Origin of the sequence: Aquicella lusitana, from assembly GCF_902459475.1 — a bacterium.
GTDB classification, from domain to species: Bacteria; Pseudomonadota; Gammaproteobacteria; order DSM-16500; family DSM-16500; genus Aquicella; species Aquicella lusitana.
In genome coordinates, this window is record NZ_LR699114.1 from 55975 (window position 1) to 74056 (window position 18082).

General features: G+C 44.2%; 15 protein-coding genes. 9 read left to right on the top strand and 6 right to left on the bottom strand.

The window, feature by feature from the left end:
- Positions 1 to 37 precede the first annotated feature (37 nt).
- On the bottom strand, positions 38 to 2212 hold the full coding sequence (locus AQUSIP_RS00230) for a KAP family P-loop NTPase fold protein (RefSeq protein ID WP_114835120.1): 2175 nt from the start codon (positions 2210 to 2212) through the stop codon (positions 38 to 40).
- A gap of 120 nt (positions 2213 to 2332) precedes the next feature.
- Between AQUSIP_RS00230 and epmB the strand changes: the two genes are divergently transcribed.
- Positions 2333 to 3358: an EF-P beta-lysylation protein EpmB gene (epmB, locus tag AQUSIP_RS00235; RefSeq protein WP_114835121.1), complete on the top strand. Its 1026-nt coding sequence runs from the start codon at positions 2333 to 2335 to the stop codon at positions 3356 to 3358.
- A gap of 676 nt (positions 3359 to 4034) precedes the next feature.
- Positions 4035 to 4496, top strand: a complete 462-nt coding sequence (locus tag AQUSIP_RS00240) for a VOC family protein (protein ID WP_114835122.1) — start codon at positions 4035 to 4037, stop codon at positions 4494 to 4496.
- Between the two features lie 242 nt (positions 4497 to 4738).
- Here the strand turns inward: AQUSIP_RS00240 and AQUSIP_RS00245 are convergent, their stop codons facing one another.
- Together AQUSIP_RS00245 and AQUSIP_RS00250 are read right to left on the bottom strand one after the other, a co-directional pair.
- Complete coding sequence (locus tag AQUSIP_RS00245; RefSeq protein WP_114835123.1) at positions 4739 to 5896, bottom strand: hypothetical protein; 1158 nt, start codon at positions 5894 to 5896, stop codon at positions 4739 to 4741.
- A 189-nt stretch (positions 5897 to 6085) separates the two neighbouring features.
- Complete coding sequence (locus AQUSIP_RS00250; protein WP_114835124.1) at positions 6086 to 6565, bottom strand: L,D-transpeptidase; 480 nt, start codon at positions 6563 to 6565, stop codon at positions 6086 to 6088.
- Between the two features lie 172 nt (positions 6566 to 6737).
- On the opposite strand from AQUSIP_RS00250, the gene AQUSIP_RS00255 reads away from it, so the two are divergent.
- Together AQUSIP_RS00255 and AQUSIP_RS00260 are read left to right on the top strand one after the other, a co-directional pair.
- Entirely contained in the window at positions 6738 to 7151 is a 414-nt protein-coding gene (locus tag AQUSIP_RS00255; protein WP_114835125.1) for a hypothetical protein, read from the top strand.
- A 118-nt stretch (positions 7152 to 7269) separates the two neighbouring features.
- Complete coding sequence (locus AQUSIP_RS00260) at positions 7270 to 7689, top strand: hypothetical protein (RefSeq protein ID WP_114835126.1); 420 nt, start codon at positions 7270 to 7272, stop codon at positions 7687 to 7689.
- A gap of 132 nt (positions 7690 to 7821) precedes the next feature.
- On the opposite strand, the gene AQUSIP_RS00265 is transcribed toward AQUSIP_RS00260, so the two are convergent.
- Positions 7822 to 9267, bottom strand: coding sequence for an SET domain-containing protein-lysine N-methyltransferase (locus AQUSIP_RS00265; RefSeq protein ID WP_114835127.1), 1446 nt, complete (start codon positions 9265 to 9267; stop codon positions 7822 to 7824).
- 177 nt (positions 9268 to 9444) lie between these two features.
- Complete coding sequence (locus AQUSIP_RS00270) at positions 9445 to 10323, bottom strand: ParB/RepB/Spo0J family partition protein (RefSeq protein WP_197737798.1); 879 nt, start codon at positions 10321 to 10323, stop codon at positions 9445 to 9447.
- A 65-nt stretch (positions 10324 to 10388) separates the two neighbouring features.
- On the opposite strand from AQUSIP_RS00270, the gene thpR reads away from it, so the two are divergent.
- Both thpR and AQUSIP_RS00280 read left to right on the top strand, forming a co-directional pair.
- Entirely contained in the window at positions 10389 to 10973 is a 585-nt protein-coding gene (gene thpR, locus AQUSIP_RS00275; RefSeq protein WP_114835128.1) for an RNA 2',3'-cyclic phosphodiesterase, read from the top strand.
- Between the two features lie 148 nt (positions 10974 to 11121).
- On the top strand, positions 11122 to 13917 hold the full coding sequence (locus AQUSIP_RS00280; RefSeq protein ID WP_114835129.1) for a hypothetical protein: 2796 nt from the start codon (positions 11122 to 11124) through the stop codon (positions 13915 to 13917).
- A 31-nt stretch (positions 13918 to 13948) separates the two neighbouring features.
- On the opposite strand, the gene AQUSIP_RS00285 is transcribed toward AQUSIP_RS00280, so the two are convergent.
- Positions 13949 to 14428, bottom strand: a complete 480-nt coding sequence (locus AQUSIP_RS00285; RefSeq protein ID WP_170131863.1) for a PPC domain-containing DNA-binding protein — start codon at positions 14426 to 14428, stop codon at positions 13949 to 13951.
- Positions 14429 to 14580: 152 nt separating this feature from the next.
- Here AQUSIP_RS00285 and AQUSIP_RS00290 point away from each other — a divergent pair, with 152 nt between their 5' ends.
- The 3 genes from AQUSIP_RS00290 (at position 14581) to glmU (ending at position 18048) form a co-directional block, all read left to right on the top strand.
- Complete coding sequence (locus AQUSIP_RS00290) at positions 14581 to 15105, top strand: O-acetyl-ADP-ribose deacetylase (protein ID WP_114835149.1); 525 nt, start codon at positions 14581 to 14583, stop codon at positions 15103 to 15105.
- Entirely contained in the window at positions 15098 to 16474 is a 1377-nt protein-coding gene (locus tag AQUSIP_RS00295) for an HD domain-containing protein (RefSeq protein ID WP_114835131.1), read from the top strand. Before AQUSIP_RS00290 ends, AQUSIP_RS00295 begins: the two co-directional genes overlap by 8 nt.
- Before the next feature lie 191 nt (positions 16475 to 16665).
- Entirely contained in the window at positions 16666 to 18048 is a 1383-nt protein-coding gene (gene glmU / locus AQUSIP_RS00300; protein WP_114835132.1) for a bifunctional UDP-N-acetylglucosamine diphosphorylase/glucosamine-1-phosphate N-acetyltransferase GlmU, read from the top strand.
- Positions 18049 to 18082: the final 34 nt, after the last annotated feature.

Below are 18082 nucleotides of genomic sequence, written 5' to 3' on the forward strand. Positions count from 1 at the left end.
GCCATTCTGTAGTCCAGTTTACATAACGTACCGCATTTCAAGGAGATGTTTGCGGAATGATTTTGGAGGTGCTGGCTTTTATTAAATCCAAGAAGATCATTAAACCAAGTTGCTCCCTTTCTTTTAATTTTTCAAAATAAGGATCTTCAAACAGCGTTTTGGCATGTGGTTCTAGTTTTTTGGTGGGAATGAAGGCTTCAATATCTTTCAGGTATTCTTCCCATTCTGGTTTTTTTTCATATTGATGCATGGCTTCTGTGATTGGTTTATCCAGTGTTGCGCTCAGAAATGTAATTAATCCGCGATCAGAGTCCGTCATTTGCTCTACAAAATGGCGACAGTTTTCTTCGTTGCCCCAATCCAGCCAGGCAAAAAGAATGGGCAGCAGGCGCGGATGTTCGCTGAGGCGTCCCGTTTTGGCCCAGGACTCAATTCGACTGGCCGCTAATTTTCGCAGTAAATTCAATTGTTCTGGTGTGACATCCCTGAATTCAATGGGTAGAAAAGTATCTTCTTCTTCGGTATGCTCACGCGCCTGCTCAGTTAATTCATGCACGATGATATAAAGACTTTTGCTTGCACGGGCAATCGCGTTTTGCAGCATGGCAAACCGATCTTCCGATGTATTGATGCGTTGCAATAAACGGTGAATGATGCGATGAATACGCATGGGGGTGCTAAGGCTGAGCGGGCCGCTGATGCCTTGTGGAAAAAGATCGCCGTTATCAATCAGCGAATTAACAATACAGTGAATGTGTTCGTGTGGTATGTGACTGATAACCTGGCTATCTAGCTGGTCAAGAAATTTTATAATTCGATCGTCCTGATTTAACCGCGTTAATACCTGATCAAATTCTTCGTCATCGGCGGCAAGCGCCAGTATGGTTTTAAATTCAGACTCGGGGATTTGCCCCGTTTGCAAAGACAGACGAAAATAAGCATCAAATAAATCTGGGCTGCAAATGCGCTTGAGCTTTCTTGCGACCGTAGTGGAGTGGAAAAAAGGCAGATCGGGCTGATAAATTTGGCGTAACCGCGGGAAAAGTAGCAAGAGTAACTCAAGAAGAATTTCACGTGGTACACGTTTATTGCGCGCAAGAATTTCATCGCAACGCAGGCGATCTTTGGCGCGCTTTTCCTCATCCAGGACGTAGACGTTGTCCATGAGGTCGGTGAATAAATCTTTATTGTCTCGTATCCCAAAATAAACATCCGGCATAAAAACTTCGATCGCTGTAAGCGCAAAAAAATCTACCGGATTGACCACATCACGCAGGCGGGAATAGCTGAAATTGAGCGTGTTAACATAGCGGGTGATGTCGCGACAATTCTGGAAGAAAAATTTTAATGAACTATAAAACACATCTGCCCAATATTCCGTGTTCCATGCATCTTCAGGTATGGTAAGAATAATTTCTTCCAGGCGATCAGCTAAAATATTTTCAAGATCCTGTTGTAGAATGGGCGGTACTTCAAAGGGTAATTGAACTATTTTCTCAACATATTTTTCGCCGTCGTGACTATCATCTATTTTGTTGATAGCGTGAATGACTTGTTCCTTGTCAAACGCCAACAGATAGATCGTATTTTCATAATCACCCATGGATTTCACAATCTGAAAAATTTGTTTTATTTCGTAGTCATACAGGCGTGAAATATTATCAATAATGATAATGATTTTATGACGCTGCCGGCGAAGCAATTCGTTAAGTTCTGCTTTCACCTGTGTAAGATCACGGCCGGATTCCCAAGCATAAACGTCTTCCTGTTCTTTAAAAGTCAGTTTTCTCCACAACGATTGTTTTGGCCGCAAGGATTTCGGGATAGGTTTTTGTGTAAAGAACGAGGCGTATAACTCTAGCAAATGGATGATGCGTTCTGAATGAGTGAGATAGGGCACGCTACGCAAGGCTGAAGAAAGCCGGCGATAAAAATTATAGATCAGTTGATGCTGTCCGGAATAACTCCAGGGACTAAAGTTAAGGATGATGGGCTTCTCTTCATCTTCCATGTTACTTGCAGCAAAATTGAGTTCCTCTACAACAAGGTTAATTACGGAAGTTTTGCCTGCGCCCCAGCCGCCGTATAATCCGACTACCAGGCTCTCTGAGTCGTGATGATCCAGCATGCAGCGCGCTAAGTATTTGGCAAATACGGCACGATTCAGGCGGTCCTGCTCGCTTGAGAAGATAGGACGGTCGGCATCAAACACGGCGGATGCACTCCTTTCTTATTTGACTATTGGACTCCTATCAACGATTATAGCAATTTTTCATAATCGGCTTATTTTAGACTCATTTTCAATGGCTTAGTTTCAAGGGTTAATTTGCCAATGCCGCAAGCGTCCCGTGACTTGAAAAAAAAACGTTCATGGCAGGAAGCGCTCTCAGATCTCGTCACCGATCCTAAGGAATTATTAACGTTGCTCGAACTGCATCCAGACTGGCTGGATGCAGCCTATGCGGCCGCCCGTTTGTTTCCGCTCAAGACAACACGTAGCTTTGTTGCCCGTATGCAAAAAGGAAATCCGCATGATCCGTTGTTAAGACAGATACTGCCCCTTGGAATTGAATTGCAGGAAAGCGAAGGTTTTGAACGAGACCCATTAAAAGAAGCGAATGTGAACCCTGTACCCGGCTTGTTGCATAAATATGCCGGCCGCGTGCTGGTGACTTTGACCAGTGCCTGTGCGGTGCATTGCCGGTATTGTTTCCGACGGCATTTTCCTTATGCGGAAAATAATCCGGGCCGAGCGGGGTGGGAAAAAATGATAACGTATATCACAGCGGACAAAACGATTAGCGAAGTGATTTTAAGCGGCGGTGATCCGCTGGCAGCGAATGACAGACTTCTGAAACAGTTTACTGACCAGCTCGTGGGTATACCGCATATCAAACGGCTTCGCATCCATACCCGTCTTCCCGTGGTTTTACCCGAGCGCATTACTCAAGCGTTGATCGAATGGATGGTGCAGGTTCCGTTCGACACAGTCATGGTGATCCATGCCAATCACCCTCAGGAAATCAGCTCGGAAGTTAAAGCAGCGCTGCTCAGCCTGCGTCAGGCGGGCATTTGTGTGCTTAATCAGACCGTGCTGCTCCGTGCTATCAATGACCGGGCAGAAACATTGATTGCGCTTAGTGAAATCCTGTTCGAAGCGGGCGTATTGCCTTATTACCTTCATGTGCTGGATAAAGTGCAAGGGGCGGCGCATTTTGATCTTGAGCGTGATAAAGCCTTTCAACTGCATGCTGCCTTAGGAAAGGCCCTGCCTGGCTATCTGGTGCCTCGTCTGGTCTGTGAAGAACCGGGGAAGGCATCTAAAACTGTATTATCAACCGCCTTGTTCACAGGTTAATTTTTTTACATATCCCGCCAAAGCCCGGCCTGTCGCTGTTTCCCCAGGTTTTACGGTAGTTACCCAAGGAGTTATCCACAGATTCTGTGGATAGATGGGAGTGTTGCGAAATAACGATTTTAACTTATTTGAATTAAGTATTATTTAAGTCAAATTTGTTTATAATGGCCATCTCATTAGCAATGACATCGAGGTTTTTATTGAAAAGAGGTGTGATTTTCTGTGGGCAAACTATCCTCTATAAACGTTCTGCCGCTTTTTTAACAACTTCTCCATTCAAATTTCGCATTAATCGGCTCAAATTAAACCCTAACAGGGCGCAATAATCCAAGCTTCCCGTCGAGCGGTCGGATTTCATGCGTGACCGTCCTCATCTGCCAACGGCGTTTTAGGTGACCTATGATACCTTCTATACCCAAACGACGATTGATGAGTTGTTCTAAGCACTCAGGTGCTAAGGGGTTATCAGGTGGATCGTTATATTTGCGATTGATTTTCTGCAGAGCGACTTCTTTGACTCTTAGGTCATGCGAATATCATGTATACGGTCAAATATACTGAACTTGCGCCGAATCGATTCAAAGATTTTTGGAGGGATTGAGTTGAGTAATGAATGGACTCTATTTTAATTAAAGATAATAATGCGCAAATTTACATTTGTTGTTGGAGATTTTGTATGACTACAATTTCATTTTCTCGTCTGAATTGGTTTGACAATGTAGATGAAAGACCGCATCCATGGCCAGGATTAAATTGGCTAACAGCTATGTTGGTCGTAGTTGATGTTAAGCAAGCAATGAATTTTTATGAAGAAGTTTTTGGTATTGTGCCAATTTTTGAGTTGCCCGATGAAACTGGCCGGATACTTTTTGCTCGTATGCGTTATAGAGGAGCCAACTTCACTTTGAATCAGGAAGGGGCATTTAATTTTGATGGGAAAGCCCCTATTACTACAAGCACTATTCCACCATTTATTATTTATTTATATGTAGATGATGTGGATAAAATTTATACTGAAGCATTATTAAAAGGCTGTAAGTCATTGGAAGAACCTCATGTTGAACCCTGGGGGGATAAAAAGGCTCGTCTAACAGATCCTTTTGGCTATGTGTGGGATATTGCTTTAAAAGTCAATTAAGTGAATTGAAAGATTTATTTCGCGACACCAACTAACTCTCTGGATCCAATGGTGGAACGAAACAGTAGACGATTGGAGCAAAAAACAAGCTCATACAGTGGTTTTGTCGAGCTGCTTTGATATCACTCCTGCAGCTTATGCCGCAGGATTTTTATTATGCCCGATTAGACAATCACGCATCGCCTCTGGCGGTTGCGAGGGCTCCCCTGGATTATTATTACGCCGGTTAGAGACCATGCATCTCATTGGTTTAGCATAGTCATCAAGACGCTGTGTTGACGCATCGATGCGTGGCTGCATAATAGCTCCCTTAATCTTCCGCTTTTGTTCTCCATAAGTTGTTCGATCCACGCCGCCACCTCCACACGTACCACCGACAACGCGCGCGCCACCCGCCCATTTTTATAGTACCAATCAAAGGTACCTGGCTCCGAAGATAGAACGCAAGAATATCCGCTGTAAGGATCCACGAACATCGTATGGCCGAGCTTGTCATTAATAGGGGCCAATGCCTGTGGAATGCCCTTAGGATGGCAGCAGAACAAACCATCTCGGCGATCAGGGCCTTTGTTCATATCTAGCTGGTTTAACCCATGCTTACAGCACTGACCATCCACCGCCGTTAATGCCGCTTCCGCTGCGCCTATCACTGCGCATGAAAAGAATGATAACTGATCAACACTCCATGGGGTGAATTGATCATCGTATACTTTGTATATCTCTTTCATAATGGCTAATGGAAAATGCAATCCTGTTTTGATGATTTCCCCTTTCTTGGGCGCAAAAATTTGGCATAGTCCAGCAACTGCTTTTGTTGTCTCATCCAGCGTTGATTGACCATTGGTGCAGGGATCGGCTGTTATCTTCTCAACAATCGTCTTTAACTGGGCAAGAACCTGTGCGATCTGTGCTTTATTTCTATCGTCATATAGCGCTTCTTCGCCCATCTTCGGATCGAATGGCCATGAGCAATTGGGAAACTGTGCTTGAAATTGGGCTTGCGCTTGGACTTCCCCGTCTTTGATCTTCGGTATGATGGCTTCGTGCACTTGCTTTAATGCCCAACTATCACCGGCACCCAGGAAAAGTTGATAGGGAGAAGCCTTTATCTTTCGGCCAAAGTGATCTGTTACTATTCCTTCTTTAAACAATAACCCAGGATGTCTTTTCAAAATAGCAATCGCCGCCAATCTCGTCTCGTCTTTTTGTTTATAAGACTCAGGCATTGCAAACACAACAGTATGCAGTAGCCGTAAGAATGCTGTCTCTTTTTCAGCTTGGCGCGATATTTGTGCAAAAAAACAGAGTTCTTTTGGTAAATAATGGGGATATATTTCTGTAACTCTTACTTCTTCCGGTAGATCAAATAATGGAAATGTGACCGTTCTGTTCGCAGTCATTATCAACAAGCTCCCCGTTTTTATTCAGTTAAATTATTGCGTGATTATACCAAAAAATTCTGTGATCCAATTAAGAAAAGTTTAGGTACTGAATCGGAACTGAAATGTTGTGGAAAGTTTTCATCGGATTAAGAAATAAGCCACAGGTAGTGCACCATTCCCTGGTGCAATATTCCAGTCTGAAAGGGATTAATAAGGTTTAATGATAATGCGTGTGCCATGTGTTACAAAATGATAGCGGAGCCATCTTGCTGCACTGACAGTGACGCGAACACAGCCGTGACTGCGGTTTCCACGTACTACATGGGGTGAGCCATGCAGTCCCTGGTGCCCATTAAAAAACATGCAATAAGGCATTGGTGCGCCGCCGCGCGGTAAAGGATATTTGCTGGATTTACATGACGGACTACCTAATGAATAAATCCGGAAACTGCCGGATTTAGTTCGGCAAGATCGCTTGATATCAGGACACCACTTTGCACCTGCTGTCGCAATACCTGAGCGCAGCAGCTTCCCATTGGCATTATAAGCGCCCCACATATGCGTTCGTGGGTTAACAATAATGACTTTTTCTCCAGGAGGTTTAATACGTTGCGGCATGGCGTACAAAAGCGGTGTAAAAAAAAGTAAAAGCAGCGTCATAACGGCGAGACCATTTTTGATTGGCATAATACCACTCCTTTTTTTATTGTTTGTTTTATTCATTTTAGCTCAAAAAAGGCGCGCCAATATTATGCTGTAGCTGGCTGAAATAAAGATAAAATTTCGCTGATTTTATCGGAAGATTTATTCGTTATTTAGTTTGGAGTAAGATTTAATTTCTTTATCATGGAGAGTATGTATGAAGGTATTCGCTGCTTTTGTGATTTTTATATTAACACTGCATCCCATATTCGCGTTTGCACATCAAAATCTGTTTCTGACCGTTAACTTTAAGTATCAACAACGCACATCAAATGGCTCATTCGAGCAACATGCTATCAGACACACATTAAAGACAACGACACATAATCATCAATGGACAGCTATTCATGCCAAACCCTACAACCAATTAAACCAGCTCCTCCTGTTAACCAAAATAGAAAAAGCCGGCTCGCAAGATGTAACGATGCGCTTTCTAGTGTTGGATACAGGCATGAAACCTAATATTATTTCAGCACCTAAATTGGCCATGCGTTATGGACAAAAAGCGGAGCTGACCGTGGATGATTCGGATAAAAAAATAGAGTTGGGTGTGATAGCCGTCACCAAATAAGCTCAAATTTTATATCCTATATTTTATCCCAAGATAGAATAGAACACCTCTAGGTAAATCCCGCATGTTTTTTGTGACGATAAGGGGTTTATAATAAAAATAAAGAGGGGCATGAGCCATGAATCAACTCATGAAATGGACTTTCTTGTTTGGGATTGTGATGATCATGGTGGATTCAGGCCATGCTTGGAATATAGGCGCAAAAGGCAGAGCAATAGGCCCTGTTATCCACACTACTTACTTTCTGACACCTAATAATGGCGCTTTTCCTGTTCGTGCAACCGCTTATGTGGGTACGTTTTTAAACGGCACATGCCAATACAGCGCTATTTACAATATTGGTTCTGACTTGCTTCAGACAGGAAATTTTGTGGATATTGATGCGTTTCAGTTAAAGTCCGTCGTGGGCGGCGGATACAGTTGCATGACCATTTATTATTCTTATCGGCAACAAGTGATCGAGACATTTCAACTTGTATGGGATGGAATCAATTATATCAATTCAAATCCTGCCACCGCTGAAGTCACCATTCTGTAATATCTTTGCCTTTCTAGCCATCTTGAAACTGTGAAAGTAAATTATCGAGCTCCTGCAGAACGGTCGCGGGAAGCGTGATAAGCGTTCGCGCATGGCCTCATTTCGAATACGCCATGCGGGTGCCTATTTCTTTCATCCTGGAGGAGCCCCAAATTGACGCTGGTTGTTTGGAATCAGGCTTTTTAACGTCTGATTCAAAAGCGGTTTCATTTCCTCAATATATTCTATGCTCGGACTCAGCAGCTTATCTGCATTTTCTACGTAAATTAACGGTTTATTTGTTTCTTTATGATGGCCAACTTTGATCTTCAATCCTTTTGATTCCAGGTACGCTGCTAGGTCGCGTATCACGCCTTCAGATTCCACGTGTTCAGCAGCTAAAAAAGCGATATTTTTTGCTTTATTATAACCCCATTTGGGAAGCCCTAATAACCCTGTGATTCGATTCAATTCCTCACGAATTATTTCTGATTTATCTTCTTTGTGAAATCCAAATTTAAGACCACTACCGATGGATGTAGTTTGATCTTGAAGCGCCACTTGCTCAACATGACTTGGCTTGTCAATGATGATAAACGGTGAATGCTTATACTTTTCAAAAGCCTGATCAAAGTCTGCCTGTGTGATGGTGAATATTATTTTTTCAGCATCAATTTTAATGGGCCCATTTCTAAAATCCTGATAAAAATCTTTTAACGGAATAAATAAATCTGCATGTCTTTTTCTTTTTACATTTTCACAAACTCGCAACAAAACCTTGTTTGGCAGATATAATGACGGATTAATCGGGGTTCCCTTTTTATCAAATAAACAAGGCACAATATCCAGTGCGGGCCAATATTTACGCCCGTAATCCCAGCCTAATTGTTCATCTTTTTTAACATCTCTGCTTGTTCTAAAAAAAGCGACCGGATAGCCCTGATAAGAAATTAAGACTTCTTCAAGATTGGCGGCTGCAACATCATGTTTGTTAATGCCAGAAAATTGGTAGTCATCCAAGGTGATATCATTGGTTGAAGTGCTTTGATTTGCTGTTTGCGGTAAATGCTGATAAAAACGTGCTATGTTTCCATATTTTTCAGCATTAACTGTGCCTATCATGTTACCACTGATGCCGGGGATAGCAACTGCGTATATATTATTGTGAGTCTCAATAGGGTGCTGCTCTGATACAGGCAATGCATACCCTGCATACATCGCCACCCATGTTCCTTTGGGCATATCTTCTAAGGCAAAAACTCCATGACCCACTTGCTCATTCATATAACATATCGCTTGTTTTCCGGTATTTATTTTTATTTGATTTATAATTTTCTGAACGCTGGAAGGGGAGAACGTTTCACCTATATAAAATTTATTTTTAATCTGATGACTGGCGTCAGATTCGAGGACAATGGACTCCGTCCAGGCGGTCATATTGGATTGTTTTGCAAACTCGCTCGTGGAAACAGGCGTAACTTTTCCACCCAGACGTGGTGGCTTATCAGCGATATTAATTTTTTCTGGTGCTCCAAACAGTTGAACGAATTTTTTTTCGCTTTTCAATATAGATGAGTTGGCTAAACTACGGGAATCCATATATCAACGCCTCGTTTAATGTGATTATTTTGATTTGGTGACGGCATGTTACCGAAAATTGCTTAAATTAGGCTTAAGAAAGGAAGTATTCTTCTTCATTGTATTGCAATAATAAGTTAACAAGGCCTTGTGGGCGACCAGGTAAATATTGATGCCAAGGAATGACAGGGATCCAATCTATGTATCCTGAAATTGCGACAACAGATTATCCAGCTCCCGCAAATTTCGATAATGGATAACCAGCTTGCCTTTTCCTTTGGCATTACAATGGATAGCAACACGCAACTTGAGCTGATGGGATAATTTTTCCTGAAGATGCACAATATCCGGATCCATGGATTTGGATTTTTGCGTATCGGACGGCGATTGTAGCCTGCGAACCAGATTTTCTGTTTCTCGCACGGATAAACCACGGGCAACGATGACTTGCGCCGCCTCAAGCTGAATGGCAGCGGGAAGCGTGATGAGCGTTCGCGCATGGCCCATTTCGAGCATGCCCTGTTCAATTAATTTTTTGACCTCATCGGGCAGCGCCAGCAACCGTAATAGATTGGTGACACTGGTGCGTGATTTGCCTACCGCCTCAGCCACTTGTTGATGGGTCATGCCAAATTCTTCAATTAGCCGTTGCAGGGCAATGGCTTCTTCAACCGGGTTCAGGTTTTCCCGCTGAATATTTTCAATCAGCGCGATGGCAACTGCAGCTTCATCGGGAATTACCCGGATGATAACGGGCACTTCGTTAAGGCCAACCAGCTGGGCGGCACGAAAACGCCGTTCACCGGCAATGATCTCATATTTATCCCCCACAGGACGTACAATCAGTGGCTGGATGATGCCCTGGCTGCGAATGGAGTTGGCCAGTTCCTGCAGGGATTCGGGATCCATTTCACGTCGAGGCTGGTATTTGCCGCGTTGTATTTGATCCACAGGCAATTGGGAGAGTTTTTCCTGCCATTGCGCTTCCGCGCCTGGCTCCTGTGCGACGCGCGCTTCCGTGCCTGTATAGGCAAGCAGTGCATCTAATGATTTACCAAGACCACGTTTTTTAACCATAATGGAATCCTGTATGACTAGCTGGGCTCGCATGTCCATCTTAATAAAACATCAGGAGAAATGGAATGACGTTACCTCCCGCGATACGGATTTTTTTTGCAATTGATCTTCCCTTATCGGCAAAAGAAAAGATAGGAAGCTTTATAGGCGCGCTCAAGAAGAAGTCAAAATCGAACGCCATTCGCTGGACAAAACCCGAGAATTTACACATTACCCTGCAATTTTTAGCTGAAATAAAAGCAGCAGATTTGCCGGAGCTGGTTCGCAATGTGCGAGGCCGGCTGGCTCGGCTGGATAAAAGTTCAACAATCAAGCTGGGCACATTGCACCTGTTTCCCACGCCCTATCGTCCCCGCGTGATTGTATTGGATGTGGCACCGCAAGAGCAGCTGGCCAGTCTGGCCGAATTAATAGGCCACGGCATTAAGGCAACTGGGTACGAAGTGGAAGACAGGCCGTTTCGTGGTCATCTCACTCTGGGCAGAATCAAGCAGCCGCAGGGCATTCAACTGGGTTTTCTGAACGAAGTGGAATTGCCGGCTATTGAGGAAATTGAGCTGAATGAAGTGGTAGCATTTCGCAGTGAACCCCAGCCTGAAGGATCTGTTTATACCCCACTTGAGCGAATTAACCTTTCCAGCGGGCGTTGAATGATGATGCTTCTGTTTGTCACGCTAGCCTAACCTCTGTTATCAGAGTGTCTCCATGCAAATAAATACGCTAGCAATGCTGGCCGGATAATGATAGTAATAATAAAAATCGATCTGAAAAATAACAGACACAAAGAGGGTGACCGCCATGAAAAAAGTATCATTCAAAGTAGGTTCCAAAAATTGTGAAGTCTATTTTCATGACCAGACTTTTGAATTTTTGCCCTGGGGAAATGCGAATGAACTCTACAGAAGAATATGCGAAAATCTGGCGGCGGATTTGAGTCAGTCATTCGGTTCTGAAGAGAGAATGCGTTACATAGACAGGGTAGTGAAAGCTCCTGCTGTGGAAAATCAGGCACCGGCCTCACACGTTTTGCTCATGGTTGATAACCAATTTATCGCTTCTGCCAGCCAAAGCCGCATCGACTTAAGCAGTGCGTGTCCACCACTCATCGACTTCAAAGTAGAGACTGTCCCAGATACCCATTTGCCGAGGCGGCTGCAAGTCAGCGAAGCCCTTTTGATATCAAAGCGCAGGGAATACCAAAGAATCGCTGAAAGGGCTTTCAAATCCGGTAATGAAAAACTCGCAGTTCCGGAAATTGCGAGGCCGGTTTACAGCGAATATAACGGCGAAGACTATGGCATAGAAAAGATCTGGTATTCATTTGCGATTAACGCAAATGATGCCTTTCTTCAGGAAAAAGAACAGAAGATTAAAAAATCGCTGGAAGAAATTATTCAGGTTACCGATCAAATCAAACAGACAGGGACGCGGCGCCCCGATGCAGGAATAAAAAGTTATGATGATGCGAAACTGCAGGCGCATGTACAAAGCTACATTCAGGACAAACGCTTAGATGAGCATTGCAATGCAGCTTTGAATCAAGTTGCCATAAGCTTCAGAGCAGCCGGGGATTTACGCGAACAGTTTAACGATAAATTCAAAAGTTGCTATATAGCTTATAGAAAAACACTCAACAAGCTGAATTATGCCAAGGAAAACCTAGTTTATGCCTTGCAGCAGGCGGCGAAAGATTATTCTCAACGTCTCAGCAGAAAAGAGCAGCAGAGCCCGGACAAGCGGGCAGATTTTAACAAGAAATTTAAGGATATCGCCCAGCTGGATGGCAGTGGCGGATTGAAATTCAATAGCATCGAGATAGAAAAAATCAGTCTGGCTGATTTGGCGTTGATCGCGAGCAATGTTTTAAAGACTTGCCAGGCAGAAAAAAAATTAAGATCCCGGTCATTAAGCGCGGTCAAAAACCATCTGACTGCCGTCAATAGAAATTTCACGCCTCCGCTTTTTAAATACTCAAGCGTGGAATTGACTTGGAGTCCGGAAACGTTGGCGCTTGAAAAGCGCTTGCAAACGCAATTCAATGAATCAAGCGAGTCACTTTCAAACCTGGATCATTATGGCAGCAGCGCCTTGCAACTTGTTCAGGACGCGGATAAACAGACGAGCGATATCAAGCGAAGTTATGAAGCGATACGGCTAGAAATAGAAACCAAAAAACGGCAATTAATAAAAGAAAAAAAAATGGAAGACGCATTGGGCAACATTGAAAAAATGTGCCTGGCTGTAAAACAGATTATGGAAGAAAAAAAAGATATGCTGGAAAATAGTTTTCCTTCAGCAAGTAAAGCAATGCAAACCATTTTGCTTGCAATGCAAGCAAATAGATCCAAGCTGGCGTCAATTCAGGAAGGCTTGAGCGACAACGCCCGTTTTGATGAGCAGCTCGAGTTGCTGCAGTCTGGCACAAGAAAATTGTTTAGCGCATTTAACTGTCTTAATGGGGCGCTTAAATTTGATAGATATTTAGCGTTGGCTGATAGAATCCGTGAAAAAGAACTTCATCTTTCTCAGCGCGAATGTAAAAATGAAGCGGACCCTTTTCAAGCTATTCTTGATAAAGCTAAAGCGCATTTACACGATGCAATGCAGATCTCCTCTTATGTGCTCGATCAGGGCGATAAAGTAGTAGGATTTTGTGAAGAGACTTGCTCGTTTGAAAACGATCCAATCATTCAACTAGATGCCAAGAATGAACGAGCAGAACTGCACATTGGTAAAATTCAAGCTTATATCAATCTATTGGAGCTAAAGTCTCTGAGGCAAATCCAGACAGCTTATAAAGTGGTGGAAGCCGAATTTATTCTGGTAGCAGGTAATAATGAATTTGCTATTCAGTTTAAGGATAAGGCCCATGCTCAATTCATGCAGGCAGGCATAGAAATTAAGGCCTTAACTGACCTGGTTGAGCGTGGAGCCAGCCTTGAAGAGATAAACAGACAGATCCAATCTGCTAATCTACAACTGGATGCTGCCTCGCAGTCACTTATTCACGCAAGGAACGCAGACAGAAAGCAGGAGAAATATGCCTCTTTTAAAGACCAGAACCTTATGCGCACGTGTAAATTGTTAGTGGCAATGATTGTTAATGTGGATTTCTGGACAAAGCAGGTAACACTCGGCGGTATGAAAATACAGCATCCATCAAAAACACAGGCGCAAGTTTTTGTCCCTGAAAGAATAGGCAAAATGATAGAAGAGATTAGTAAAGCCGAAGATTGGAAAAATGACGAGGAAAAAGGAAGGCGTTTATTGAAAAGTCTGCTGGAAAAAGTCAGGAGCAATTCTCCCGATCTATTAAGAAGTAATAAAAAAACAACCGAAGAAAATGATACATTGAGACGAAGTTTTTTTACCAAAGAAAAAACCAGCCTAAGTTTTTATAGCTTTATGAATGATTACTTAAACGCAGATTTGACCGATACAGCAGTAACGAGTCAATTCTACATGAGTGCATTTACTATTGCCCAGACGCTGTTCAACCTAAAAAAGGAAGATATCTTCCGAATAACAGGAGAAAATATCGCATTATCGTCAACGCCATCGCAGCTTGCTGACCAGCAGCGATATGTGAATTAAAATTAATGAGGAGCTGAATTTAAAGGGATTTTTACCTCGCCAGAGGACACATCAATTTTAAACCTGTTATGGAATCGTATTCGCGCGCAATAGGTGCGGATAAAGGAAGAATGGTAATTTCGCCAGAAGGGTTGACTGTCGCATCCATGATGTGACCACCAATGACATTATACTCATGCGTGCCGAGCGCGGCATGAATATGAAGAAAGCGCTTACCTTCCAAAAGCGTAATATTGCCATTCAACGCAATCAGTTCATGCATGCCTTCGAATAATTTAGTCTGATATTGCTGTGTGCGGAGATTGTAATAAGCGACACTGATATTGTCGAGTCCGCCTAATCCACTGATGCTGGCTGATTTTAAATGAGCGGCATCGGCGCAGCGCAGGATGGCTTCAAACAGATTTTCTCCCTGTTTTAATGCTAAAATAAACGGTTTTTCCGTGTTTGCCACGCGATCACCCGAGTGGGAATCTACAATCGCAAGAGAAGCAGATTTTATTGCCGTCACAGCTTTGTTCCTTCGTGTCAGAAAAAATGCATTCTAAAGGAGTAAAGTGCAGGGAACAAGCAAATGACAAGTGAATGCAATGTCAAGCCTAGACCTACTTTCGTCATTGCGCTTAGAATCGATCCATTATGGATAAAGCGGGGTTTGAGAGGATGGTCAAAGAAAAGATGCACCTCATCATAGGCGATATTACAACCTTGCCGGTCGATGCCATCGTGAACGCAGCGAATACCACATTGCTGGGCGGCGGCGGAGTAGATGGCGCAATTCATCGCGCGGCAGGTCCTGAGTTGCTTGAGGAGTGCAAACAACTCAATGGATGTTCCACCGGACAGGCGAAGATCACAAAAGGATACAGGCTGCAGGCGAAATATGTCATACATACAGTAGGCCCCGTCTGGCGCGGCGGTGGAAAAGGAGAGCCTAAATTACTGGCTTCCTGCTATGATACCAGCCTTAAATTGGCGGTGGAGCATGGTGTAAAAACCATTGCTTTCCCTGCCATCAGCTGCGGAGTTTACGGCTATCCGGTTTCACAAGCGGCCATGATTGCAGTGAAAGAAACAGCCAATTTTCTGGAATTAAACGAAGCAATTGAAAAGGTCCATTTTGTCTGTTTCGATGAGACAGTTTACGAAGCCTATGAACGTGCGATAGATTCACTTAATCATGAATAATATTTTTCACGTAATCAAAGATCCGGTGCACGGCACGATGCAATTCACATCGGCTGAAGATACTTGGGTCAAGCCTTTTATAGACAGCCCTAATTTTCAACGTCTGCGACATATCAAACAATTAGGTCTGGGCGATTTTATTTTTCCGGGATCCGTACATAGCCGCTTTAACCACTGTCTGGGCTGCTGCTATGTGGCGAGCCAGATTGCTCATAAAATAGGGCTGGCGGATGAAGAGCGTCAGTTGGTGATGATCGCCTGCCTTTTGCATGATATTGGCCACGGTCCTTTCTCACATGCGTTTGAGGGAATTTTTCATCATAAATTAATCCGCCATGAGGACTGGACGCCTTATTTTCTCGCCGATTACGGCACGGCCGAATTTTTCATGCAATATAACCGCTTAAACCCACGCTATCATCTCACCGAAGAAAAATTTCATCAGGTGGCTGACATGATTATGCACAAGCCGGTTGCCAAGCGCGTGCTGGCGGATATTGTTTCTTCCCAGTTGGACGCGGACCGACTGGATTATTTGCTGCGTGACAGCCATTTCTGCGGTGTGCGCTACGGCGAGTTTGATTTCCGCTGGATGCTGCATTGCATGGCGATTGTGGAGTCCAGCGATGGCGAACGCTTGGGAATCACTCACAAGGGCATCGGCGTAGTCGAACATTATTTAATGGCCCGGCGGCTGATGACGCGCAACATTTACCACTCGCAGAAAAAGCTGGCGCTGGAAAATTTTCTGGTTCAACTTCTGGCGAGTCTCGCTGAAAGCCTGGATTACCATGCTCCGTTTGCGAGTATCCGCCGTACTCGACTGGGGCAGTTTTTAAGCGCTGCTAACGAGTTCAATCAGGCGGCGGAAACGGCCGCGATGTGTCCTGAGCACAAGCGTGAGTTTCTTAAACGAAATTATGACAGCTATAAAGAACTCTGTGATTATGACGTATTTGCATTAATCAAACAGCTCGCCGGCATGTGCGATTCACATCCCGCTATACAAATTGCCGCCCGGCTCCAGTACCGCAAAATGCCAAAAATTTTGCGGCTGGACCAGGCGGATTTACCCGTGGTTGAAGCGGAATTAAGGGAATTCAAAGCGCAACACAGAGAAGAATTTCAGGATTGGCAGCTTACGTTAATTGAGACGCCCCACAGATCTTATTCAGGTGAAGATGATCCTATTCTGGTATTAAATGAGCGAGGCATCATCCAGCCGCTCAGCCATTTTTCCATCATGATTAACGCCATGTCAGACAGGCTGGAACACATTGCTTTTCTTTCGGTTGATAAACTGATTGCAGAAGACAAGCGTGTCATTGACCTAATGAACCACCTGCAAGCGTTACCGCTTATGTCCTGATTTCTATCAAGCCCTTTCCCCCAACCAGCACTTCCACGCTGTCACCCCACACTTCTACTCTGTCACCCCGCAACAGTGCGGGGTGACAAAGGAGACAAGGGTATAAGCGACAAAAGAAAAAGGCGTAAGCTTTTACGCCAGCTTCAATAACGCTATAATTCCCCATCACAGAACGATAAAAGGCTAATAAAGTGGCTATTCAACCTGTTATCCTCGCTGCGGGGCAAGGTAAACGCATGCATTCACGCCTTCCAAAAGTATTGCATCAGTTGGCGGGCAAGCCTTTGTTGGAGCATGTGATTTGCACCGCGCTCAAGCTATCGGATCGTGCGCCGATCATCATTTACGGCCATCAGGGCGAGGTGATACGCAATGCGCTCTCTCATTATGAAGCGCGCTGGGTTGAACAGAAAGAACAGCTGGGAACGGGTCACGCGCTATTGCAAGCCCTGCCAGAAATGGCAGATGAAGACCATGTGTTGGTGTTATATGGCGATGTGCCGCTCATTTCAGTACAGACACTTAAGCATTTATGCCAATCACTCCCAGCTCATGCCATTGGTATGCTGACAGCCCATCTGCCTGATCCTGCCGGCTATGGTCGCATCAAACGTGATCAGGCCAATCGGATTGTCGGCATTGTCGAGGAAAAAGATGCGAAGCCGTCTGAACGGGCAATAATGGAAGTAAATCCCGGCATTTATATTGTCCCTGCCCGTTATTTGAAAAAATGGTTGCCAATGCTTCAGAACAGCAATGCCCAGGGCGAATATTATCTGACAGATATCATTTCATTGGCTGCGGAAGAAAAAATCACCATCCATGCCGTTGAGCCGGCGGTTTATCAAGAAATTCTGGGCGTTAATGACCGCGTTCAGCTAAGCCGACTGGAGCGTTTTTATCAATTGCAGCAGGCAGAAAAACTTATGCGCCAGGGCGTCACGATTTATGATCCGGCGCGGCTTGACATACGCGGTGACATTCACGCGGGTCGTGATGTGGTCATTGATGTGAATGTAGTGATAGAGGGCCGGGTTGTTATTGGCGATGGCTGTGTCATCGGTCCCAATACATTTTTGCGCAACAGTGAACTTGCCCCCCATGTTGAAATCAAGGCAAACAGCGTGATTGATGGAGCAGAAATTGCTGCCCATTGCATCATTGGTCCTTTTGCACGTTTGCGTCCCGGAACAGTATTGGCAGAGCATGCCCATATCGGAAATTTTGTGGAATTAAAAAATACCGTGGTGGGTGAAAGCACCAAAATTAATCATTTGAGTTATGTGGGTGATAGCGAAGTCGGCAAGCGTGTAAACATTGGCGCGGGCACGATCACGTGTAATTACGACGGCGTTAACAAGCACAAAACCCTCATTGGCGATGATGTACAGATTGGCTCTGACACACAACTCATTGCCCCAGTTAGGATCGGTGAAGGTGCAACCATTGGCGCGGGCTCTACCATTGTGAAAGATGTTCCTCCCCACCAGTTAACACTCAGTCAACGGTTGGAACAGCGCAGTATTTCGGGTTGGCGCCGGCCTGAAAAAATCAAAAAAACGCCCGTGGAATAAAATTGAAATTCAATAATATCAATGGATTAGCGTC